General features: G+C 67.5%; 20 protein-coding genes and 2 pseudogenes. 9 read left to right on the top strand and 13 right to left on the bottom strand.

Annotation, left to right across the window (positions count from 1 at the left end; genetic code table 11):
* Window positions 1–87: 87 nt before the first annotated feature.
* From U0R18_RS18295 to U0R18_RS18260, 8 genes and pseudogenes are all read right to left on the bottom strand, one after another.
* Window positions 88–690: a DUF937 domain-containing protein gene (locus tag U0R18_RS18295; protein WP_526371038.1), complete on the bottom strand. Its 603-nt coding sequence runs from the start codon at window positions 688–690 to the stop codon at window positions 88–90.
* Window positions 691–758: 68 nt separating this feature from the next.
* Window positions 759–2,036: a saccharopine dehydrogenase family protein gene (locus U0R18_RS18290; RefSeq protein ID WP_526371036.1), complete on the bottom strand. Its 1,278-nt coding sequence runs from the start codon at window positions 2,034–2,036 to the stop codon at window positions 759–761.
* 13 nt (window positions 2,037–2,049) lie between these two features.
* Entirely contained in the window at window positions 2,050–3,210 is a 1,161-nt protein-coding gene (locus U0R18_RS18285; protein ID WP_526371034.1) for an FAD-dependent oxidoreductase, read from the bottom strand.
* 129 nt (window positions 3,211–3,339) lie between these two features.
* Window positions 3,340–3,573, bottom strand: a pseudogene (locus tag U0R18_RS18280) (transglycosylase family protein); the annotation flags it as partial.
* Window positions 3,574–4,352: 779 nt separating this feature from the next.
* Window positions 4,353–4,916, bottom strand: coding sequence for a molybdenum cofactor guanylyltransferase (gene mobA, locus U0R18_RS18275; RefSeq protein WP_526371032.1), 564 nt, complete (start codon window positions 4,914–4,916; stop codon window positions 4,353–4,355).
* 101 nt (window positions 4,917–5,017) lie between these two features.
* Window positions 5,018–6,115: a thiamine pyrophosphate-dependent enzyme gene (locus U0R18_RS18270; RefSeq protein WP_526371030.1), complete on the bottom strand. Its 1,098-nt coding sequence runs from the start codon at window positions 6,113–6,115 to the stop codon at window positions 5,018–5,020.
* Window positions 6,112–8,109, bottom strand: a complete 1,998-nt coding sequence (locus tag U0R18_RS18265) for a 2-oxoacid:acceptor oxidoreductase subunit alpha (protein ID WP_526371241.1) — start codon at window positions 8,107–8,109, stop codon at window positions 6,112–6,114. The genes U0R18_RS18270 and U0R18_RS18265 overlap by 4 nt, the downstream gene beginning before the upstream one ends.
* Before the next feature lie 276 nt (window positions 8,110–8,385).
* Window positions 8,386–9,390, bottom strand: coding sequence for a LacI family DNA-binding transcriptional regulator (locus U0R18_RS18260; protein ID WP_526371028.1), 1,005 nt, complete (start codon window positions 9,388–9,390; stop codon window positions 8,386–8,388).
* A gap of 145 nt (window positions 9,391–9,535) precedes the next feature.
* Between U0R18_RS18260 and U0R18_RS18255 the strand changes: the two genes are divergently transcribed.
* From U0R18_RS18255 to U0R18_RS18230, 6 genes are all read left to right on the top strand, one after another.
* On the top strand, window positions 9,536–10,693 hold the full coding sequence (locus U0R18_RS18255; protein WP_526371026.1) for a phytanoyl-CoA dioxygenase family protein: 1,158 nt from the start codon (window positions 9,536–9,538) through the stop codon (window positions 10,691–10,693).
* Complete coding sequence (locus tag U0R18_RS18250; RefSeq protein ID WP_526371024.1) at window positions 10,690–11,703, top strand: Gfo/Idh/MocA family protein; 1,014 nt, start codon at window positions 10,690–10,692, stop codon at window positions 11,701–11,703. The genes U0R18_RS18255 and U0R18_RS18250 overlap by 4 nt, the downstream gene beginning before the upstream one ends.
* Window positions 11,700–12,575, top strand: a complete 876-nt coding sequence (locus tag U0R18_RS18245) for a sugar phosphate isomerase/epimerase family protein (RefSeq protein WP_526371022.1) — start codon at window positions 11,700–11,702, stop codon at window positions 12,573–12,575. Before U0R18_RS18250 ends, U0R18_RS18245 begins: the two co-directional genes overlap by 4 nt.
* On the top strand, window positions 12,572–13,543 hold the full coding sequence (locus U0R18_RS18240; RefSeq protein WP_526371020.1) for a Gfo/Idh/MocA family protein: 972 nt from the start codon (window positions 12,572–12,574) through the stop codon (window positions 13,541–13,543). The genes U0R18_RS18245 and U0R18_RS18240 overlap by 4 nt, the downstream gene beginning before the upstream one ends.
* A gap of 152 nt (window positions 13,544–13,695) precedes the next feature.
* Window positions 13,696–14,025 (top strand): hypothetical protein, encoded by a 330-nt coding sequence (locus U0R18_RS18235; RefSeq protein ID WP_526371018.1) that lies wholly within the window; start codon window positions 13,696–13,698, stop codon window positions 14,023–14,025.
* On the top strand, window positions 14,022–14,795 hold the full coding sequence (locus tag U0R18_RS18230) for a TIM barrel protein (protein ID WP_526371016.1): 774 nt from the start codon (window positions 14,022–14,024) through the stop codon (window positions 14,793–14,795). The genes U0R18_RS18235 and U0R18_RS18230 overlap by 4 nt, the downstream gene beginning before the upstream one ends.
* Here the strand turns inward: U0R18_RS18230 and U0R18_RS18225 are convergent.
* From U0R18_RS18225 to U0R18_RS18205, 5 genes are all read right to left on the bottom strand, one after another.
* Window positions 14,785–15,618: a type IV toxin-antitoxin system AbiEi family antitoxin gene (locus tag U0R18_RS18225; RefSeq protein WP_526371014.1), complete on the bottom strand. Its 834-nt coding sequence runs from the start codon at window positions 15,616–15,618 to the stop codon at window positions 14,785–14,787. The two genes, U0R18_RS18230 and U0R18_RS18225, sit on opposite strands and share 11 nt — an antisense overlap.
* A gap of 334 nt (window positions 15,619–15,952) precedes the next feature.
* Window positions 15,953–16,771 carry an ATP-binding cassette domain-containing protein gene (locus tag U0R18_RS18220; protein WP_526371012.1) on the bottom strand — a complete coding sequence of 273 codons (819 nt, stop codon included), beginning with the start codon at window positions 16,769–16,771 and terminating at the stop codon, window positions 15,953–15,955.
* 10 nt (window positions 16,772–16,781) lie between these two features.
* A complete protein-coding gene (locus tag U0R18_RS18215; RefSeq protein ID WP_526371010.1) occupies window positions 16,782–17,840 on the bottom strand; it encodes an ABC transporter permease in 1,059 nt (352 codons plus the stop codon).
* On the bottom strand, window positions 17,840–18,826 hold the full coding sequence (locus U0R18_RS18210; RefSeq protein ID WP_526371008.1) for a substrate-binding domain-containing protein: 987 nt from the start codon (window positions 18,824–18,826) through the stop codon (window positions 17,840–17,842). Before U0R18_RS18210 ends, U0R18_RS18215 begins: the two co-directional genes overlap by 1 nt.
* Before the next feature lie 229 nt (window positions 18,827–19,055).
* Window positions 19,056–19,811, bottom strand: a complete 756-nt coding sequence (locus U0R18_RS18205) for a GntR family transcriptional regulator (protein WP_526371006.1) — start codon at window positions 19,809–19,811, stop codon at window positions 19,056–19,058.
* 196 nt (window positions 19,812–20,007) lie between these two features.
* On the opposite strand from U0R18_RS18205, the gene iolC reads away from it, so the two are divergent.
* From iolC to U0R18_RS18190, 3 genes and pseudogenes are all read left to right on the top strand, one after another.
* The gene (gene iolC / locus U0R18_RS18200) at window positions 20,008–21,000 is read left to right on the top strand and encodes a 5-dehydro-2-deoxygluconokinase (protein WP_526371004.1); all 993 of its coding nucleotides are present in this window, start codon (window positions 20,008–20,010) and stop codon (window positions 20,998–21,000) included.
* Window positions 20,993–21,874, top strand: a complete 882-nt coding sequence (locus tag U0R18_RS18195; RefSeq protein ID WP_526371002.1) for a Cgl0159 family (beta/alpha)8-fold protein — start codon at window positions 20,993–20,995, stop codon at window positions 21,872–21,874. Before iolC ends, U0R18_RS18195 begins: the two co-directional genes overlap by 8 nt.
* 2 nt (window positions 21,875–21,876) lie before the next feature.
* A pseudogene (locus tag U0R18_RS18190) lies at window positions 21,877–21,965 on the top strand (5-deoxy-glucuronate isomerase); the annotation flags it as partial.

Below are 21,965 nucleotides of genomic sequence, written 5' to 3'. Positions count from 1 at the left end.
CGTCGATTCTATTGAGCACGCTGCGGGGACACGAAGGCCCCCGATCCCTGAGGGATCGGGGGCCTTGCGTCAGGTGTGGGGAACGGCCTACTTCTTGCCGCCCAGCAGCCCACCGAGAATGTCGCCGATCGGGTTGCTGCCGCCCTGGCCGCCGCCGAGCACGCTGCCCAGGATGCTGCCCAGCGGGTTGTTGCCGCCACCGGTGGCGCCACCGAGGATGCTGCCCAGCACGTCGCCGAGGCCACCGCCGCCGGACGCCTGCGCGCCGCCGGCCGGAGCGTTCTTGTTGGCGAACTGCTTTCCGATGTAGGCCAGCACGATCGGCGCCAGGATCGGCAGCAGCTTCTGCACCAGACCGCCGCCGCCGGCGCCGCCGCCGGCCAGTGCCGAGGCAACCGCAGCGCTGTCGTTGCCGCCGAAGATCCGCGAGACGATCTGGTCGCCCTCGTTCTCGTCGACGTCGTTGACGTTCACACCGCCGTCGAGCAGACCGCTGACTGCGTGGCTGCTGACCGCCTCCTCCAGCTTGCTGGAGTCGATCTTGTCGTCCTGGACGTTGACCTGGAGGCCGCCGACGAGAGCCGGTACCAGTTGCTGGACAGCACTGGCCACCTCACCCTGATCTGCGCCGAGCTTGCTCGCGATGTCGGCAATCGGGATCTGCGAAATGAGATCGTCGAGACCGGCCATGGTGTTCACTTCCTTTGGTTTGCTGACGTTGGTTGAACTTCGACGCCACAGTAGTCCAACGATTGCGGCTACGGGGTGAGATGCCGCCCGTCAGCCAGCCGGTCGACGGTCAACGTGGCGCCCGCCGCCGGAAGGCGCTGACACAGCACATCGCCCATGGCCGCGGCCGGGGTCAGCACCCCGCGCAGATCCGAGAGCCGGTCCCGGTCCAGCGCGAGCGCGAGCGCGCTCTCACCGAGCAACACCGCGGTGGCCTTGTAGCCGGGGTCGCCCTGCTGCGCCATGGTGGCGCGGTACCGGGCACCGCTGGTCGTGGTGGTGTACGTCTCCACGGTGTAGTGACCGTTTTCGCGCGTCTGCTCGCTCGGGCCAGTGCCGGGTTTGGGCATGATGCGGTTGACCAGTGACCGCGGCAGGAACCGGAAGAACCGGGCACCCAGGCCCAGGGTGGCGGCGTTGGCCGCGGTGACCGCCGCAGCCGCCACGGGCGCCAGCGGGGAGGAGCCGACGCTCATCTGTTCGCCATAGGCGAAACGGCGGCCGTAGGGATAGCCCAGTAATGCGTTGCTGCGCCGCACAATTCGGCTGTTCGGCAACGCCATGGCGAACGCCGCCGTCCAGATGCCGCGCAATTCGGGTGCGATCTCCGCACCCCGGTGCCACCGCGCATCGGGTTGGCCGCCGAGTTCGGGTTCGGCACCGCGATCCGGGGTCAGGGTGTACGGATCGCTGATCTGGTCGCGCAGACCGGCGTCCTTGCTGCTCGCCGCCAGCACCTCCAGCATCGAGGCCAAGGTGCCTCCCGACAGGCCGCCGGAAAAGCGGCGCACCACCAGGTTGGTGTCGAGCAACTCGCCGCTGCCGTCGTCACGCGCCTGCCGGAACAGCGTGTAGACCGTCAGATCCGACGGGATCGAGTCGAATCCGCAGGAGTGCACGATGCGCGCACCGGTGTCGACGGCCTGTTTGTGATAGAGGTCGATGCTGTCGCGGATGAAGTTCGGCTCGCCGGTCAGATCGGCGTAGTCGGTGCCGGCCGCGGCGCAGGCTTCCACCAGTGGCAGCCCGTATTTCGCGTAGGGACCGACGGTGGTCACCACCACCTGGGTGCGCGCGGCCATCTCCTGCAGGGTCGACGGTGCCGACGCATCGGCGGTCAGGATCGGCCAGGACCGTGCCTGCCCGGACAAGCTCTCGCGAACCTGCGCGAGGCGCTCGGGTGAGCGCCCGGCCAGGGCGACCCGGGCCCCCTCGCCGGCACGCGACAGGTATTCCGCGGTCAGCTTTCCGACGAATCCCGTTGCGCCGTAGATGACAATGTCGAATTCGCGTTGCGCTGTTGACATTCCCCGAACCTCCCTACACTTCCTCGTTCTGCGGCAGGCGGAACGCCGAGCGCGCCGCCACCCAGGCTAGGTGGCGCGTCAGAACAGCCTCGGGTATTACCGCCGTCGCCCGCGTGAGCCCCGCGGCCAGGACGGCCGGGCGCACATTGAGCACAGCGCCGACGGTACGAGACTCCCGGACCAGCGCCCGCACCCGGGGGCGGCGGTATCTCTCGAAGCGGGCGAACGCCGTCGCCGGATCGGATGCCGAGCCCAGCAGCCGGGCCAGCACCGCGGCGTCCTCGATCGCCTGACAGCCGCCCTGTCCCAGATGCGGGCGCATCGGATGGGCGGCGTCGCCCACCAGAACCACGGGACCGCGGGCCCAGCGCCTGGCGGTGGCGCGATCGTAGAGATCGTTGCGCAGCAGTCGGTCGGGCGGCGTGGCCGCCAGGATCGCGGGCACCGGATCGGCCCACTCGGCGAACGTCGAGCGGAGGTGCTCGAGCGCGCAGGCTCCGGCCGTGCCGCCCTCGGCGACGCGCTCGGTGGCGAACCAGTAGGTCTGGTTCACGCCCATCGGCACATGGCCGACCTCGACACCCATGCCGAACGTCTCGCCGGCCAGGTCGGGATCGAGCCGGTGGTCGGCCACCCCGCGCCAGGCGGTGTACCCGACGTAGCGCTGCGCGAGGTCGCCGTTGAGGAGCCGGGCCACCACCGAATACGTGCCGTCGGCACCGACCAGGGCGTCGGCCTCGCGGCGCGAACCGTCGGCGAGGTCCGCCCGCACGCCGGCGGCGGTGTGTTCGACGGCCGTGACGGCGACGCCGTGCTCGACGGTGCCGGCGGGCAGGGCACCGGCCAGGATGTCGCGCAGGATCGCCCGCTCGATGACGACGAGCGGTTCGCCGAGGGCCGTGACGATGCGCTGCGCCGACGGCCGGCGGATCCACGTGCCGTCACGCCAGCGCACGGCGCCCGCGCTGATCCGGCCGCCGGCCTCGCGCACCTGGTCGCCGAGGCCGATCCGGTCCAGGGCGGCCAGCGCATTGGGCCAGATGCTGATCCCGGCTCCCGAGGAGGTGTCGGACCGCTCTTCGAACACGGTGACGAGATGACCGCCGCGGTGCAGTGCCACCGCCGTGCTGAGCCCGGCGATCCCCGCACCCACCACGATGACCCGATGTGCCATCGCTCGACCGTAGTCTCCCCGTCCGCGCGGAAGTCCGCGCGAGCGTCACTCGAAACGGCGCCACGGACAACGAAAGAAGGTGCCGGGCGCATCAGCGCCCGGCACCTTCCGGAAGTAATCGCTCGTCGATCAGCCGCGACGGCCGCACACCGGCCACGCGCCGATGCCCTGCGAACGCAGCACGTTCTCCGCAACGCGGATCTGCTCGGCCCGGCTGGCGCCGGCGGGCGAACCGCTGCCACCGTTGGCATGCCAGGTGCCCAGCGTGAACTGCAGGCCGCCGTAGTAGCCGTTTCCGGTGTTGATCGCCCAGTTGCCGCCGGACTCGCACGCGGCGATCGCGTCCCAGTTGACGCTGTCGGCATTCGCGGTAGCGGTGCCCAGGGCAATCGGGGCGACCGACAGGGCGCCACCGATGACAGCCATACCGATCGTCTTGCGGAAATTCTTCAACGTGCTTCCTTTCGCTACGCGCGCGCCAGGACAACGCCCGCGCGGCGGGCGTTGGATACCTCGACGGTGAGGTGGCCGGGGGTCTCGGGGCGTGCCGTCTAGGTCAGGCACGACAGCGGGAGGCAATCTGCTGCCCCGCAGAGGCAATGTCACCCTGCGATTGGAAGGTCCAACGGATCCGTACCAATCCCGCTCACACGCGGTCATTCAGTTTGTTCAGTTATCTGATCCCCTTGCGGGTTGCATTTGACAGTACGGACGGGCCACCCGTTAGTCACATTGGTCGAGTGGGTATTTCGTTTAGATCACGGGACGATCACAGCGGAACCTGAGAGGAGTCTGTGCAGGTCAATGCACGGAACTCAGCAGGGTCTGCACGCTGCGCGAACAGCCCTCTTTATGACGCAACTCACAGGCATTTTGTGAGCTGGAGCACGCCTGGTCGACATCTTCGAATTGGCGAGGCACGCACGCTGGATAACTCGTGTTATCGAGGTGACGGATGTGACTGCTGTGAATCGAGACCATTCCACGGAAAGAATGCAATACCTATTCCGATAGCATATTCAACAATGGTATTGCGTCAGCGACACGCCATTAATTCACCAATTATCCGGAATCCGGGGACCGGGTAACTCCAACGGGTCGGATTTCACCTCGAACCCGTTGTCGCACAAGTGATTTCGGCCCTAACGTACCAACTCGACGGGCGTGTTGACGTTCGTCAACGCCGCCGTCGGGGCCATCACGATGCGCTGGGTGTTCACGGTGTCGACCAATGACCGCATACTGCGTTCCCCCGCCATGACGAGCGCGTCGCCGCGGTCGGCCAATCCGGTGCGGTACACGCCGGCCAGATAGTGGTCACGACCATCCCAGGGCAGCACGACATCGGCTCCGTCGTGCGCGGCGAGGTCAGTGATCAGTTCGGGGGTCAACCGTGGCATGTCGACGGCGCACACGAAGGCGCGCTGCGCTCCCGCATCGGCGGCGGCCCGCAGCCCGCGCGCGGTGGCCAGCAGCGGACCGACACCGCGCACCTCGTCGCGCAGCACCATGACCCCGGGCAGATCAGGGAGCGCCTGGCCGGGCGCGGCGACGACGAATACCGGTGCGCAGCACTGCTTGACGACGGCCACCACCGTCTCGATCATGGTGCGCCCGTCGTACACCGCGGTGGCCTTGTCGCGCCCCATCCGGCGCGAGGCACCGCCGGCCAGCACCACACCGGCCAGCGAGCAAGGGGCGGACATGGCGGTCACATTAGTGCCATCCCAGGCCGGGCAGACGCAAAAGCCCACGTTTCCGGCTGGAAAACGGGGCCTTTGCGTCTGCTCGCGCTGGTTAGTCGGTGCTAGTCGACGGTCCAGGTGTCCCGGCCGCGTAGCAGCGACTGCAGGGCGGCCGTGTCGTGCGGCATGGTCTCCCGTGCCATCGCGACCTGCGCGCGAGCCTGATCGTTGTACGTCGGGCGGTTCACCTGACGGAAGATGCCCATCACCGTGTGCTCGAGGCTCTGCTCGCTGAGCCGCGACAGCGCGAACGAGTACGCCGGGTCGTTGAGCGTCGGATCGTGCACCACGATGTCGGCGGCGGCGACGTCGGCCGTCTTGGCCACGTCCAGGCTGAATCCCGACTGCACGACGCAGTATTCGCCGTCGTTACCGAACGTGATGGGCTCGCCGGGCGTCACCTTGATGACGCGCTCTTCGGCACCCTCCTTGCGCAGCAGGTCGAAGGAGCCGTCGTTGAAGATCGGGCAGTCCTGCAGGATCTCCACGATCGCGGCGCCCCGGTGGGCGGCGGCGGCACGCAGCACTTCGGTCAGTCCGGCGCGGTCGGAGTCCAGTGCCCGACCGACGAACGTGGCCTCGGCGCCCAGCGCGAGTGACACGGGATTGAACGGCTGATCCAGCGAGCCCATCGGCGTCGACTTGGTGATCTTGCCGACCTCCGACGTCGGCGAGTACTGGCCCTTGGTCAACCCGTAGATCCGATTGTTGAACAGCAGGATCGTGATGTTCATGTTGCGGCGCAGCGCGTGGATCAAGTGGTTGCCGCCGATGGACAGCGAGTCGCCGTCACCGGTGACCACCCAGACCGACAGGTCGTCGCGGGCCAGCGAGAGGCCGGTGGCGATGGTGGGGGCGCGGCCGTGGATCGAGTGGAACCCGTAGGTCTCCAGGTAGTACGGGAACCGGCTCGAGCAACCGATGCCACTGACGAACACCATGTTCTCGCGCTTCAGGCCGAGTTCGGGCAGGAAATTGCGGATGGTGTTGAGGATGACGTAGTCACCGCACCCGGGGCACCAGCGGACCTCCTGGTCGCTGGTGAAGTCCTTGCCCTTCTGGGGCTCGTCGGTGGTCGGTACGCCGCTGTTCTTGGATATCGGCGTCAGGCCCAGTTCTTGGTGGCCGACGCCGTTGATGCTGGACATCAGATCGGTCATGCGTCAGCTCCTATCGTGGCTGCTGCCAGACGCGCGAATTTGGCCTTGTCGCTTTCCTTTTCGGCCAGCGTTCCGTCGAGTGCGGCGTCGATGATGCCCTCGAGTTCGTCGGCGAGGAAGGCCATGCCCTCGACCTTGCTCACCGACTGTACGTCGACCAGGAACCTGCCGCGCAGCAGCAGGGCCAGCTGGCCGAGGTTCATCTCCGGCAGCACGACCTTCGGGTAGCGCGTCAGCACCTCGCCGAGGTTGGCCGGGAACGGATTGAGGTGCCGCAGCTGAGCGTGGGCGACCTTGATGCCGTTGCGGCGGGCACGCCGGCACGCCTCACCAATGGGGCCGTAGGACGAGCCCCAGCCCAGCAGCAGCAGTTCGGCGTCGCCGGTGGGGTCGTCCACCTCGAGATCCGGTACCTCGATGCCGGCGATCTTCTCCTGGCGGAGCCGGACCATCAGGTCGTGGTTGGCCGGTTCGTAGGAGATGTTGCCCGAGCCGTTGGCCGATTCCAGTCCGCCGATGCGGTGCTCGAGCCCGGGGGTGCCGGGGACGGCGAACTGGCGGGCCAGCGTCTGCGGGTCGCGGGCGTACGGCGCGAACGGCTCGCCCTCGCCGACGAACGTGTGCTCGATCGGTGCATAGGTGCTGATGTCGGGGATGCGCCACGGCTCCGAGCCGTTGGCGATCGCGCCGTCGGACAGCAGGATCACCGGGGTGTGGTACTTGATCGCGATCCGGGCGGCCTCGACGGCGATGTCGAAGCAGTCGGACGGCGAGCGCGGCGCCAGCACGGCCACCGGCGATTCGCCGTTGCGGCCGAACATCGCCTGCAGCAGGTCGGCCTGCTCGGTCTTGGTGGGCAGACCCGTGGACGGGCCGCCGCGCTGGACGTCGACGATCACCAGGGGCAGCTCCGTCATCACGGCCAGGCCGATGGCCTCGGACTTCAGCGAGATGCCGGGCCCCGACGTGGTGGTGACACCCAGTGCGCCTCCGTAGGAGGCGCCGATGGCCGAGCCGATGCCCGCGATCTCGTCCTCGGCCTGGAAGGTCAGGACGTTGAAGTTCTTGTGCTTGGACAGCTCGTGCAGGATGTCCGACGCCGGGGTGATCGGGTAGCTGCCCAGCATGACCTGCAGGTTCGCCAGTTGGCCGGCGGCGACCAGCCCGTAGGCCAGCGCGGTGTTGCCCGAGATCTGCCGGTATTCACCGGACTTCAGCTTCGCCGGTGACACCTCGTAAGTGGTGCCGAAGGCCTCGGTGGTCTCGCCGTAGTTCCAGCCCGCCTTCAGCGCCAGCACGTTGGCCTCGGCGACATCGGGCTTGCGGGCGAATTTCTCCCGGATGAAGTTCTCGGAGGTCTCGATGGGCCGGCCGTACATCCACGACAGCAGCCCGAGCGCGAACATGTTCTTGGCGCGCTGCCCGTCCTTCTTGGTGGCCCCGATCTCCTCGACGGCGCCCAGGGTGAGGGTGGTCATCGCCACGGCCTGCACCACATAGTCCTCGAGGCTGCCGTCCTCGAGCGGGTTGGCCTCGTAGCCGACCTTGGCCAGGTTCCGCTTGCTGAACTCGTCGGAGTTCGCGATCACCAGTCCGCCGCGCGGCAGGTCAGCGATATTGGCCTTGAGTGCCGCGGGGTTCATCGCCACCAGGACGTCGGGGCGGTCACCGGCGGTCAGGATGTCGTAGTCGGCGATCTGGATCTGGAATGACGAGACACCGGGCAGGGTGCCCTGGGGGGCCCGGATCTCGGCGGGATAGTTGGGCTGCGTCGCCAGGTCGTTGCCGAAAAGCGCTGCCTCGGAAGTGAATCGGTCTCCGGTGAGCTGCATGCCATCGCCGGAGTCGCCCGCGAATCGGATGACGACCTTCTCGAGTTTCTCCCGAGGATGTGCCCCGTTCACGTTGACGGTGTCACTGGGACCCACGTCGTCGCCTTTCGTCCTTCTCTTCGCGTACCAGGCCGCCGCCGGCGGGCTGTCGCCGCCCCGGATCGGGGGCGCCAACCTGACACGTGTCACGGCCGTCCGAGTTTGGTGTCACTCGAAGTACCGATTATTGCACTTCTCTTAGGTGTGCCTATACGCCAACCCCCGCCGACACGCCGGTTACGTTGAGATGAATCCGCAGATCAACGGGCCGGTTGGGTCACCTGTACGACCATACTGTGGTCTTGGTCACTTTTGCTGGCAACCAGAATCTAAGAATCCATGCCTACTCGCCGGTAAGTTTGCGGACGCCCTGCTGAGCGACCGCTCAGCGTTACATTCTCAGCCGGGAATGTTGTACGGGGTGACGATTTGGACCGGCACGGGACGGACCGGCTCGGGCGGCAGGGCGCCCCGCTGTTGAAGGATCAACCGCAGCGCCAACCGGGCGTCGGATCGCAGATCGTTGTGCAGCACCACCGACAGCCGGCCCTCCCGCAGCAGTCGCCGGTTGTCCACGTCGAGGTCGTGGGCGACGAACACCCTGCATTCGCGGTCCAGCTTCTCGAATGCCGCGACCGTCGCGGCGTTGCCGCCACCCGCCGAGTAGACCCCCACCACCCCGGGATGTCGTCGCAGCGCGTCGAGCACCAGACCTTCGTTGGTGGCGTCGATACCGTCGCTATCGGTGACATCGACCACCCCGATATTGGACCCGCGCAGCGCCGAGCGGAATCCCACCTCGCGTTCGCCCTCGCCCCGGAAGACGTTGCTGCTCAACGTGATCAACACATGTGCGGGATCCCCACCCAGCCACTGACGGATCAGGTAGGCTGCCGTCGCACCGGCAGCGTGGTTGTCGATCCCCACGTAACCGCACCGTGCACTGGCCGGCACATCGGTGGTGTAGGTGACCACCGGTATCCCGGCGGCGACCAGGGCGTCGACGGCCTCGGCGACCGCCGGCTCGTCCGGCGCCTTGAGGATCACGCCGTGACTGCCGCGCAGCCGGCCCAGCTGCTCGACCGTCGCCGAGGTCGCGCCGCTCTCCCAGAGGTGGAACCGGGCCCGCAGCATGGCCGGGGCGAACGAGGCCAGCTCGGCCTCCACGGCGGTGCGGAACGCGTCGGAGAACCGCCGCGGGGTCTGCATCACCACGTCGATGAGATAGCGCCGGCCGTTGAGGCGCAGCTGGGCGCGCTGTTTGTCCAGGTCATCGATCGCTTGCCGAACCTCGGCCCGGGTGTTCTCCCGCACCCCGGGACGCTCGTTGAGGACCCGGTCGACGGTGGCCTCGCTCAGGCCGGCCTGCTGGGCGATCTCGCGGACCTTGTACCGGTGCGACATATCCAGGCGACCTCCCGTTTCTGGGATTTCGGTGCGTACACCGTCGCTGAGCGACGGCCAGTGCACCGACATCACACCATGGCTGATGGCTTTTTGATGGGTTTCTGGTGTTGATTGTGTCCCAGTGCACAGCAAGACTTGCGTCATGTCCAGCACACTCCTCCAGCGTCCGGCGTGGATCGAGGACGCCGACTGCGGCCTCGACGCCTTTGTCGCCTCCCTGCAGCGGAGCGCCGACCTCGCCGACTATCCGCACGCCCACGACCTCCGCGGCGGCGTGCTGATCTATTCGGCCGCGGCACTGGCCGGTGCCGACCGGCGCGCCGTCCAGGCCGAACTGATCCGCGCCCTGACCGACGGCCCCGGCGTCGTGGTGTTCGAGGGCGCGTTCACCGATGACGTGCTCGACCCCGCCAGCGTCGCCTTCACCGAGATCATCGCGGCCCAGCGGGCAGCGGGCGCCGCCGCGGGCGACCACTTCGGCAAACCGGGTGCCAACGACCGGATCTGGAATGCCGCGCAGAAGCTGGCGCTGCACGCCCCGCAGGTGTTCGCCGACTACTACGCCAACGACACCGTGGCGCTGATCTCGCAGGCCTGGCTGGGACCCCGCTATCAGGTCACCTCACAGGTGAACGTCGTCAATCCCAGTGGCGCGGCGCAGGTTCCGCACCGCGACTACCACCTCGGCTTCGTCGACCCCGATCAGCTGGCCGCCTACCCCGCGCACCTGCACCGCATGTCGGCGGTCCTGACCCTGCAGGGCGCAGTCGCGCACTGCGACATGCCGCTCGAGAGTGGACCCACCATGCTGCTGCCGTACTCGCAGCGCTTCGAGGCCGGGTACATCGCCTTCTACCGGCCCGAGTTCCTCGAGTACTTCGCGGCCCACCACGTGCAGACCCAGCTGCGCAAGGGTGACGCGGTGTTCTTCAATCCGGCGCTGTACCACGGCGCCGGCGAAAATACGTCCGGCGATATTCGCCGGATGGCCAACCTGCTGCAGGTGTCCTCGCCCTTCGGGCGGGCGATGGAATCCCTGGACCGCACCGCGATGGTCCGCGCGGTGTATCCCGCGCTGCGGGCGATGAAGTCCGCCGGCCGGGATCGCGACGTCCACAACGCCGTCGTCGCCACCGCCGAGGGCTACGCCTTCCCCACCAATCTCGACCGCGATCAGCCGATCGGGTCGCTGGCCCCGCCCAGCCAGGTCGACCTGGTGCTGGCCGCCCTCGAATCCGATCACACCCCGACAGAACTCGATGCCGCACTGAGCGGCCAGGCAGAACGGAGAATCCCATGACCACCCTCGGACTGATCGGCCTGGGCCGGATCGGTGCCTTCCACTCAGAGACGCTGATGAATCTGCCGGAGCTCGACGGCCTGGTGATCACCGACGAACGTCCCGACGTGGTGGCACAGGTGGCCGCCAAATACGGTGCCACACCGGTGAATTCGGTTGCCGAACTGCTGGCCTGCGGGGTCGACGGCGTGGTGGTGGCCGCGGCCACCCCGGCTCACGCGGCACTGACCCTGGCCGCCGTCGAGGCCGGCTTGCCCACCTTCTGCGAGAAGCCCGTCGCCGCCACCGCCGAGGAGAGCGCCCACGTCGCCGAGGTCATCGGCCGGTCCGGGGTGCCGGTGCAGATCGGCTACCAGCGCCGGTTCGATGCGGCCTTCGCCGCGGCCAAGGCCGCCGTCGACGGCGGAACCCTCGGTGCCCTGCACACCGTCCGCAGCACCACGATGGATCCCGCTCCCCCGCCGTTGGACTACATCAAGGGCTCCGGCGGCATCTTCCGGGACTGCGCCGTCCACGATTTCGACACCGTGCGGTGGATCACCAACCAGGAAGCCGTCGAGGTCTACGCCACCGGCAGCGTGCAGGGTGATCCGTTGTTCACCGAGTACGGCGATGTCGACACCGCCGCGGTGGTGGTCCGCTTCGACGGCGGTGCACTCGGGGTGATCTCCAACGCCCGATACAACGGCCGCGGCTATGACTGCCGACTGGAGGTGCACGGCTTCGAGGACACCGTCGTCGCCGGCTGGGATCACGGCGTCCCGATGCGCAACGTCGATCCGCGCCTTGGTGATTCCGGGTTCCCCACGGGAATGCCGCACCACTTCTTCATGGACCGCTTCACCGAGGCGTTCCGCACCGAGCTGGCCGCCTTCGTCGACGTGGTGCGGGGCGGGCCCGTTCAGGGAGCCACCGTCGCCGACGCCGTCGAGGTCGCCTGGATCGCCGAGGCGGCCACCGAATCCCTGCGGCGCGGCACACCGGTACGAATCTCGGAGGTCCGCCGATGAAGATCGCCGGAGCTCCTATCTCGTGGGGCGTGTGTGAGGTACCCGGCTGGGGTTACCAACTCGATTCGAAGCGCGTGCTCTCCGAGATGCGCGACGCCGGACTGACCGCCACCGAACTCGGCCCCGACGGCTTCCTGCCGACCGATACAACCGAGTTGGTCGAACTGCTCGACGGCTTCGGCCTGTCCTGCGTCGGCGGGTTCGTGCCCGTGGTGCTGTTCCGCGCGGACCACGACCCGGCCGAGGACCTCGCCGGTCCGCTGGAATCGCTGGTGGCCGCCGGCGCGGGTGTGGTGGTGCTGGCCGCAGCCACCGGCGCCGACGGCTACGATGAACGTCCCGAACTGGACGAAAACCAGTGGGAAACCCTGCTTTCCAATCTCGACCGGCTGGCGCAGATCGCGGCCAAGCGTGGATTGCGCGCCGTGCTGCATCCGCACGTCGGCACCATGGTGGAGACCCGGGCCGAGGTGGATCGCGTGCTCGCGGGATCGCGCATCCCGCTGTGCCTGGACACCGGCCACCTGCTGATCGGCGGCACCGATCCGCTGGAGCTCACCCGGCAGGTGCCCGACCGCATCGAGCACGCTCACCTCAAGGACGTCGACGCCGCACTGGCCACCAAGGTGCAGTCCGGTGAGCTGACCTACACCCAGGCCGTGGCCGCTGGGATGTACGTGCCGCTCGGGGCCGGCGACGTCGACGTCGCCGCGATCGTGAAGACGTTGGAGGACAGCGGGTATGACGGCTGGTACGTGATGGAGCAGGACCAAGTCCTACAAGCAGATCCTGGGGTCAACTCGGAAGGTTCCGGGCCGCTGGCCGATGTGCTGGCCAGCGTGGCGTTCCTGCATGGGGCCGCCGCGACATGAGGATCGGGATCCTCGGCGCCTCCCGGATCGCCGAACTGGCCATCGTCGGGCCGGCGCAGGAACTCGGCCATCGGCTGGTGGCCGTCGCCGCCCGGGACCGCGGCCGGGCGGAGCTGTTCGCCGAGAAATACGGCGTGGAACGCACACTCGACTCCTACCGAGCTGTGCTGGACGACCCCGACGTCGACGTGGTCTACAACCCGCTGGCCAATTCGCTGCACGCGCCGTGGAACCTCGCCGCAGTGGCGGCGGGCAAGCCGGTACTGGCCGAGAAGCCGTACGCGCGCAACGCATCCGAGGCACGTGAGGTGGCCTCGGCATCCGACGCGGCCGGAGTTCCGGTTGTCGAGGCGTTTCATTACGCATATCACCCGGTGTTCAGACGGCTGCTGGATCTGGTCGCGGGCGGTGACCTGGGTGAGCTGCACCATGTCGAGGTCGATATGGGCATGCCGGAGCCGTCCCCGGACGACCCACGCTGGCGGCTGGATCTCGCCGGCGGCGCGCTGATGGATCTGGGTTGTTACGGAATCCACGTGGTGCGCACCATCGCAGCCCTGTTGCGTGCCGATGTCTCCGTCGTCGGGGCCCACGCGGTCGAGCGCGATCTCGGGGTGGATGCCTCCTGCACCGTGGACATGAAGATCGGAGCGGCCGGTGCCCGCAGCCGCAACAGCATGGTCGACGACCACTACCACTTCAGCATCCGGGCGATCGGGTCGCGGGCAGAAGCCTTGGTGCACAACTTCATCAAGCCGCACGAGGACGACCGGCTGACGGTGCGTTCGGCAGCCGGTGAACGAGTGGAGCGCCTCGGGACACGAACGTCGTACAGCTATCAACTGGAGGCGTTCGCCGCCCACGTGGTCGACGGCGACCCGCTCCCGGTGGACGGCAACGACGCCGTCGCGAACATGACGTTGATCGACGCGGCCTACCGGGCCGCGGGCCTTGATCGTTGCCCGTGAACGCTCACCCACGTACCGAATTGGGCGCTGGCACCGTCCCTGGCCGAGCGCTCGCGCCCTGCGCAATGGCCGTCACGGTCGCGGCGGCGCCGTCTCGCCGAGGGCCTCTACCGTCACAATGGCCTAGAAACGTTCTAGCAAATGGAGAGCACATGTCCGAACCACTGCGCATCGGCCTCATCGGGGCCGGCTGGATCGGCCGCTTCCACGCCGGGTCCATCGCCACCCGGGTCGCCGGCGCCACCCTGGCCGCCGTTGCCGACCCCGACGTCGACGCCATCGCGGCGGGCACGATCGGAACCCCGCAGCTACTGCGTTCGCTGACCCGTGATCCCGGGGTTCGCACACTTCGCCAGCGTGCGGGCCGACAGCCAGCGGTGACGCGCCACGACGCTCGGATTACACTCGAAATCGCGCTCGCCGCAGCCGAATCCGTGCGAACCGGCGCACCGGTCGAGTTGGCGGAGGCGGTGCCCGCATGAGCTTCGACCTGGCCGTCTGCAGTGAGATGGTCTTCACCGACCTCGACATCGTCGAGCGCGCCAAGCGCATCGACGATCTCGGCTTCCAGGTGGAGATCTGGAGTTTCCACGACAAGGATCTGGACGCGCTGGCCGCCACCGGTGCCACCTTCTCGTCGATGACGGGATACCTGCACGGCGACCTCTACGATCCCGAGGGAGCCCAAGAGGTGGTGCGCACCGCCCATCGGGCTGTCAAAGCCGCTGCGGTGCTGGGTGTTCCGCGGCTCGTCGTCCACCCCGGCGAACTCGTCGACGGGCAGGCGGCCCGTCCCCGGAGCCGGGTCTCCGGCGACATGTGGTTCTCGGCGCTGCGCGGGCTGGAGGCCCTGGGTGAACTCGGCGCCGACGCCGGGGTCACGTTCTGCCTGGAAAATCTGAACACCATCGTCGACCATCCCGGGATGCCACTGGCCCGCGCCAAGGACACCCTGGCGCTCATCGAGGCCGTCGGGCACCCGAACGTGAAGATGATGCTGGACCTCTATCACGCGCAGATCGGTGAGGGGAACCTCGTCGAGTTGGTGCGCCGCGCCGGCGACGCCATCGGCGAGATCCAGGTCGCCGACGTGCCCGGCCGCTGCGAACCCGGAACCGGTGAGATCCACTACCCTGCGATCGCAAAGGCGTTGCGCAACAGCGGTTATGCGGGAACTGTAGGGATGGAGGCGTACGCGGCCGGCGACAGCGTCGTCGCGCTGGAGGCGTTCCGCGCCGCGTTCACCGTCTGATTCCGGCGCGGTACATCAGCGCCTGCCGAACGCCGGCCACGATTTGTTCCTGGAAATTTTCCGGAACCACAGTGACCATGAGCCAGCCCGCGAGTGCCAACCGGAGGTCGACGAGGTGTTCGACCACCGCATGCTCCGGTCGGACGGGCTCAGCTCGATAGTGCAGCCCCACCCGGAAGTTCCGCCATCCCATGGGGACTCGCACCGCCTCCGGCCCGGAGCCCACCACGATGCCGGTTTCCGGACGCGGAATTCCGTGGTCGACGAGGATCACCCGAATCCGGCTCTCCTCCGGTGAACCGGCCCCACCGTCCATGTCCCACAGGCTGGCTCGCGCCACCGCGGCACCCCGCGCGCCGGGGTAGCGTCGCGCCAGTTCGAATACATCTTCCCGGGATATCCGCGTCGCGGCGGCAAGGGCGTCGAGCTGGATGATCGCTTCTCGACGTTCGACATGTCGTGCGAGATCCCACGCGGTCCGCACCGGCGTGGTTACCGAAATTCCCCGACGGACGACGATCTCGTCCTCGGCGATCCGTTCATCTCGCACAATGACACCGGATTCGCGTCGACGAACCCGGCCGATCAACTCCACCGGTCCGTCAGGGTTCGTCGGGCGGCAGTAGAACGCGGCCGCCGCCCGGCCGGCGACGATGCCGCGGCGCCGAGTCCACAACCACGCAGCGCGCGTCCGCACGTCCAGGTCCTGTGTCGCGCCGCTACGCAGATACACATCCGGGTGCAGCGCCGTGTAGCCCCAACGCAGTTGGCCGCGGGTCAGTCCGCCACCCGCAACGACCTCGCTCCCGATGAACGGTTCCATGACGCTCAGGCTCGCGGCCCTCACCGACCGTCCGGCGTCTCACGGCCGAGCTTCTCACCTCGGTTGGGGATCAACCGCCGACTGGGGACAGTCACGATCCAACGTCATGGTCTGTTCCGCGTCCTACCACCGAGACCGCCACCAGGGCGCCTCCGACACCCGGTCCATCTGCCAATCGCAGCCATGCGCGCACATTTCGTCGACGAAACCACCACGGACGGCCGTGGCGATGACCGGGCGTCCCGACGAGCACGACCACCGTGGCGGGTTCGCCCATAAGACCCCAGACGCATCCCTGACTTGGAGCGGGCGCGATCGAGCCGGGTTCGGTGTGTTACTTGCGGCCCAGCTCGTGGGCCAGCGCCTCGAGGTCGTTCCCGCCGGCCATCTCCTGGGTCAGGTGCTCGAGCGTGATCTCGTCATAGGTGCAGTCCAGCTTCTGGCGGCCACGATTGAGCAATACGAAATGGTCGCCCACCATGTGCGCGTGGTGCGGGTTGTGGGTGATGAAGATGACCCCGAACCCCTGTTCCTTGGCCGCGGTGATGTAGCGCAGCACCATCCCGGACTGCTTGACACCCAGAGCGGCCGTCGGTTCGTCGAGGATCAGAACCCTGGCCCCGAAGAAGATCGCCCGGGCGATCGCCACGCACTGACGCTGACCGCCGGACAGTGAGCCGATGGGCGCGTCCACGTCCGGCAGGTCGATGCCCATTTTGTGCAACTCGGAGATCGTCGTCGCGCGCATGCCGTTGATGTCCAACGACTTCAGAAAGCCCTTCTTGCGCAACTCGTTTCCGAGGAAGAAGTTGCGCCAGACCGGCATCAGCGCCACGACCGCCAGGTCCTGGTACACCGTGGCGATGCCGGCTTTGAGCGAATCCTTGGGCGACTCGAAGGTGGTGGGCGCACCGTCGATGAGCAACTCGCCCTCCGTGGGCTTGTGCAGGCCCGCGATGATCTTGATCAGCGTCGACTTGCCGGCGCCGTTGTCGCCCAGCACGCCGGTGACCTCGCCGGCGCCCACCCGCAGGTTGATGTCCTTGAGCGCGATGATGTTCCCGTAGCTCTTGCCGACGCTCTTCAGCTCCACCAGCGGGGTCTCCCCGCCCGAGGGAATTTCGGCGACGTGCGCTTCGACCGTTGTCGTCATTCGGACTCTCCTATCGCTTCGCCGCGAAGTTGCGGACCACGTTGTTGGCGATGACGGCGAACAGCAGCATGGCTCCGAGGAAGAACTTGAACCAGTCCGGGTTCCAGCCCGCGTAGACGATGCCCTGGTTGGTCATGCCGAAGATGAACGCACCGATCAGGGTGCCGATCGCGGTGCCGTAGCCGCCGGTCAGCAGGCAGCCGCCGATGACCGCCGCGATGATGTAGAGGAACTCGTTGCCGATGCCCTGGCCGGACTGAATCGTGTTGAACGCGAACAGCAGATGCATTCCGACGAACCAGGCGCAGAAGCCGACGACCATGAACAGGCCGATCTTGACCTTGGTGACCGGTACGCCCACCGCCCGCGCGCTCTCCTGGTTACCGCCGACGGCGAAGATCCAGTTGCCCACGCGAGTCTTGAACAACACGTAGGTGGCGATGACGGTGAACAGGATCCACCACAGCACGGTGATCCGCAGCGACACCGGGCCCAGGGAGACCGACGAGGCGAATACGGCCCTGCCGGAGTCGAACCCCTGCATATCGGACACGCTGGGCGTGGCGACCTGGCCGGCGACCAGCTTGGTCACCGCCAGGTTGATGCCGGTGAGCATCAGGAAGGTGGACAGCGTGATCAGGAACGAGGGGATCTTGGTGCGCATCACCATGTATCCGTTGAAGAACCCGACGGCCAGCGAGATGCACAGTGCCAGAAGGGCTCCCACCCACAGGTTGAGATGCAGGTTGTAGGACAGCATCGAGGCCGCCAACGATGCGGTGGTGACCGCCACGCCGGAGGATAGGTCGAATTCGCCGCCGATCATCAGCAGGCCCACACCCACCGCCATGATCCCGATGGTCGAGCTGGCGTACAGCACGGTCGCCATCGCCTCCGGCGAGCGGAACGGCGGCGCGACGATGAGGAACAGGATGAAGATGCCGACGGCTCCGATCAGCGCACCCATTTCGGGGCGAATCAGCAGGCGCTGCAGCTTGTTCTGTTCCTTGACCCGTTCATCATGGACGACCTTGTGGGTGTCCAGGTCGAGGTCTGCCTGGGTGGTCATCAGCGGGTACCTGCTTTCGCATATTCGGCGACGGCGTCGATGTTCGACTTGTCGATGAACGACGGCCCGGTCAGGGTCGGCTGCCCGCCGCCCAGCACGTTCCCGTTGTTGAGGTACAGCCACAGGGAGTCGACCGCGAGGTAGCCCTGCAGGAACGGCTGCTGATCGACGGCCCATTGCACGTCACCGTTCTTGATGGCATCGACGAGCGCGGCGTTGGTGTCGAACGTCACCACCTTGGCCTGGCTGCCGGCGTTCTTCACCGACGACACGGCAGTCAGCGCGAACGGAGCGCCAAGGGTCAGCACGTGGTCAATGTCCTTGTCCTGCTGCAACTTTGCGGTTATGGTAGCCTCGACCGACGGCATGTCCTTGCCGTTGACGTTGAGAACCTCGGTGGCCGGGAAGGAGTTCTTCACACCGGCACAACGGGATTCGAGGCCCACGTGGCCCTGCTCCTGGATCACGCAGATGGCCTTCTTGGCGCCGTCGGCGGCCAGCCGCTTGCCGGCCTCCTGGCCCGCGATGTACTCGTCCTGGCCGAAGTATTCCTTGACCCCCATGGCCTGCCAGGCGTCGAGGCCGGAGTTGAACGCGACCACCGGGATGCCCTTGGAGTTGGCGTTCTCGACGGCGGCCTTCATGGCGTCGGGCTTGGCGAGTGTGATTGCGATGCCCTTCACGCCGCTGTCGATGGCCGTCTGGACCAGGTTGGCCTGGTTGGGCGCCTCGGGGTCGTTGGAGTAGCGCAGCTCGATGTTGTCCTTCTTGGCCGCCGTCTCGGCGCCCTTGCGGACCAGATCCCAGAACGAGTCACCCGGTACCTCGTGGGTGATCATCGCAATCGTGGCCCGTGGCGTGTCGGCGCTGCCGGCGCCCATTCCGCCGCCGTTGCTCTGTGGCTTTCCGCCCGTGCTGGAGCAGGCTGCCACCCCGAGCACCAAGACGCTCGCCCCGGCTGCCGCCGCGAGACGCGTGAACTTCATTGCTTCTCCTGTCCTAGACATTGCCCGGCAGTCGGATCCGACCTGTGTTCAGTGGTCCGTGCCAGGGCGTCAGCTCGATGTAACCCCGCTCACATCTGAATGTCAAGACTTTGTTCTGACATTAGGACTGCAGGTCAAAGTTGGGCGACCTTGGGCGTCGTCGGGTGCAGCTCACGCGGACGGCCGTTCGGGCGAACGTGCGAAATCCGCGGCACGGGCCGACGGCAGATCAGCGGTCGACCAGAGTGGTGTCGAAGAAGTAGCGCGACGCCCGATACACGTGACTGCCGTACTCGACCACGCGGCCCGAGTCGTCGAAGGCCGTGCGTTCCATCACCAGCAGCGGGGACTTCGGCTTCTCGTCGAGCAGTCGCGCCTCCTCGCGGTCGGCAGCCTTGGCGCCGATGCGCTGCCGGGCCAACCGGATGTGCACGCCACGCGCCCGCAGCGCCTGGTAGAGACCGGCGCGCTCGAGTTCCTCCCGCTCGGGCGCCAGCGCCACCGGCAGGTAGTTCGTCATGACCGCCAGCGGCTGCCCACCCGATGACCGCAGCCGCCGGATGGTCGCAACCTCGGTGCCCGCCGGCAGATTCAGATGGCCGGCGATATCCGCCGGCGCGTGGTCCACACCGTAGGCCAGCACCGTTGTGCTCGGCTCCTGGCCGGCGCGGACCAGGTCGTCGAACAGGCTGGTCAGCTCGACCGGACGATGCACCGGCGTCTGCACCACCTGGGTGCCGACGCCCCGCTTTCGCACCAGCAGGCCCTTGTCCACGAGTTCCTGGATCGCGCGACGAGTGGTCGGCCTCGACAGGTTCAGCCGGTCGGCCAGCGCCAGCTCGTTCTCGAAACGATCGCCCGGTTTGAGCACGCCCTCCAGGATCGCCTTCTCGAAGACCTGGGCGACCTGGAAGTACAGGGGCACCGGACTCGAGCGGTCGAGGTCGATCTGCAGTGTCGTGGTCACCCTGGCTCCGATCGTCATTGTCTCGGTACCGACGTCGCATCGGCAGTGCGATCAAGGTTACATGCGATTGACTATAAGTAAGAATGTCAGAACAAAGTCTTGACACGCGCCGTGTCGTGGAGCACAGTCTTCTACGAGACCCGTCGCCCCCGGCCGACGGAGGTCCCCACCACCAAACTCTGCACAACAGCCACATCGCATTCGGGAGTCTGACGTGACAGCACCACATTCGAGCGGGTCCAACCGGTCCGGCCTGGACGTGCTCGCCATCGGACGCTGCGGCGTCGACATCTACCCCCTACAGGTGGGTGTCGGCCTCGAGGACGTCGAGACGTTCGGCAAGTTCCTCGGTGGCAGCGCCGCCAACGTGGCCGTCGCCGCCGCCCGCCTGGGCAACACCAGCGCACTGATCTCCGGTGTCGGCGACGATCCCTTCGGCCGATTCGTCCGCAATGAACTGGCCCGCCTGGGCGTGGACAACACCTACGTCACCACCCACGGCCAGTACCCCACCCCGGTGACGTTCTGCGAGATCTTCCCGCCCGACGACTTCCCGCTGTACTTCTACCGCAAGCCGTCGGCACCGGATCTGCAGATCCGGCCCGACGAGATCGACGCCGACGCCGTCCGCGCCGCCCGGCTGTACTGGTCAACGGTCACCGGACTGTCCGAAGAGCCCAGCCGCACTGCGCATTTCGCAGCCTGGGAAGCCCGGGACCGGGCCCCGTTGACGGTGCTCGATCTGGACTACCGGCCCATGTTCTGGGAGTCCCCGGCGGCGGCCACCGAGCAGGTCCAGCGCGCCCTGCACCACGTCACCGTCGCGGTGGGCAACCGTGAGGAGTGCGAGATCGCCGTGGGTGAATCGAACCCGCAGAAGGCCGCCGACGCGCTGCTCGATCTCGGCGTGGAGCTGGCGATCGTCAAGCAGGGCCCGCGGGGCGTGCTCGGCAGGACCCGGCACAGTTCGGTCACCGTTCCACCCAACGAGGTCGACGTGGTCAACGGCCTGGGAGCCGGAGATTCGTTCGGCGGCAGCCTGATCCACGGGTTGCTGCACAGCTGGCCGCTGGAGAAGACCCTGCGCTACGCCAACGCCGCGGGTGCCATCGTGGCCTCGCGACTGGAATGCTCCACCGCCATGCCCACCGCCGCCGAGGTCGCCGAACTCGCCGAACAAACCGCCGTGGAGGCAGTCAATGTCTGACGCCGTTTGCACCGACTACGCCGCCGTCACCGAGGTCCGCGCCGCCGACCCGGGTGCCATCGCCCGCGCCTGGCAGAACCGCGTCACCCGCGAAACCGTGCGCGGCGACGGCAAGCTGATGATCGTCGCCGCCGACCACCCGGCGCGGGGTGCGCTGGCGGTCGGCAACCGTCCCACCGCCATGAACAGCCGGACCGACCTGCTGGACCGGCTGCGGACCGCACTGGCCGATCCCGGCGTCGACGGCGTGCTGGCGACCTCGGACATCCTCGACGACCTGGTCCTGCTGGGCGCGCTGCAGGACAAGGTGGTGTTCTCGTCGTTCAACCGGGGCGGTCTGGCCGGCGCATCCTTCGAGTTCGACGACCGGATGACGGGCGCCACCGCGGCCTCGACCGCCGCGGCCCGGATGAACGGTGGAAAGATGTTGTGCCGCATCGCGCTCGATGATCCCGGCACGGTCGCGACCATGGCCGCGTGCGCGCAGGCGGTGGACGAGCTGGCCGCGCACGGCCTGATCGCGATGCTCGAGCCGTTCCTGTCCCGGCGGGTCGACGACAAGGTCCGCAATGACCTGACCCCCGATGCGGTGATCAAGTCGATCCACATCTGCCAGGGCCTCGGCTCGACCTCGGCCTACACCTGGATGAAGCTGCCCGTCGTCCCCGAAATGGACCGCGTCATGGAGTCGACCACCATGCCGACCCTGCTGCTCGGCGGCGATCCGACCGATCCCGACGAAGCGTTCGCCAGCTGGGAGAAGGCCCTGGGCCTGCCGGCGGTGCGCGGCCTGATCGTCGGGCGCACACTGCTCTACCCCGCCGACGACGACGTTGCGGCCGCGGTGTCGACGGCCGTGGCGATGGTGCGCTGATCATGCACAGCACGCTCTACATCCCGGCCGGCAGCGCCACCCTCCCGTTCACCGTCGACGTCACGCCGGAATCGGCGGGCTGGGCCGAATC

The sequence above is a fragment of the Mycobacterium sp. genome, from assembly GCF_046330795.1.
Taxonomy (GTDB): Bacteria; Actinomycetota; Actinomycetes; order Mycobacteriales; family Mycobacteriaceae; genus Mycobacterium.
Note: the sequence above shows the minus strand (reverse complement) of the source record. Positions and strands in the feature narration are given on the sequence as shown.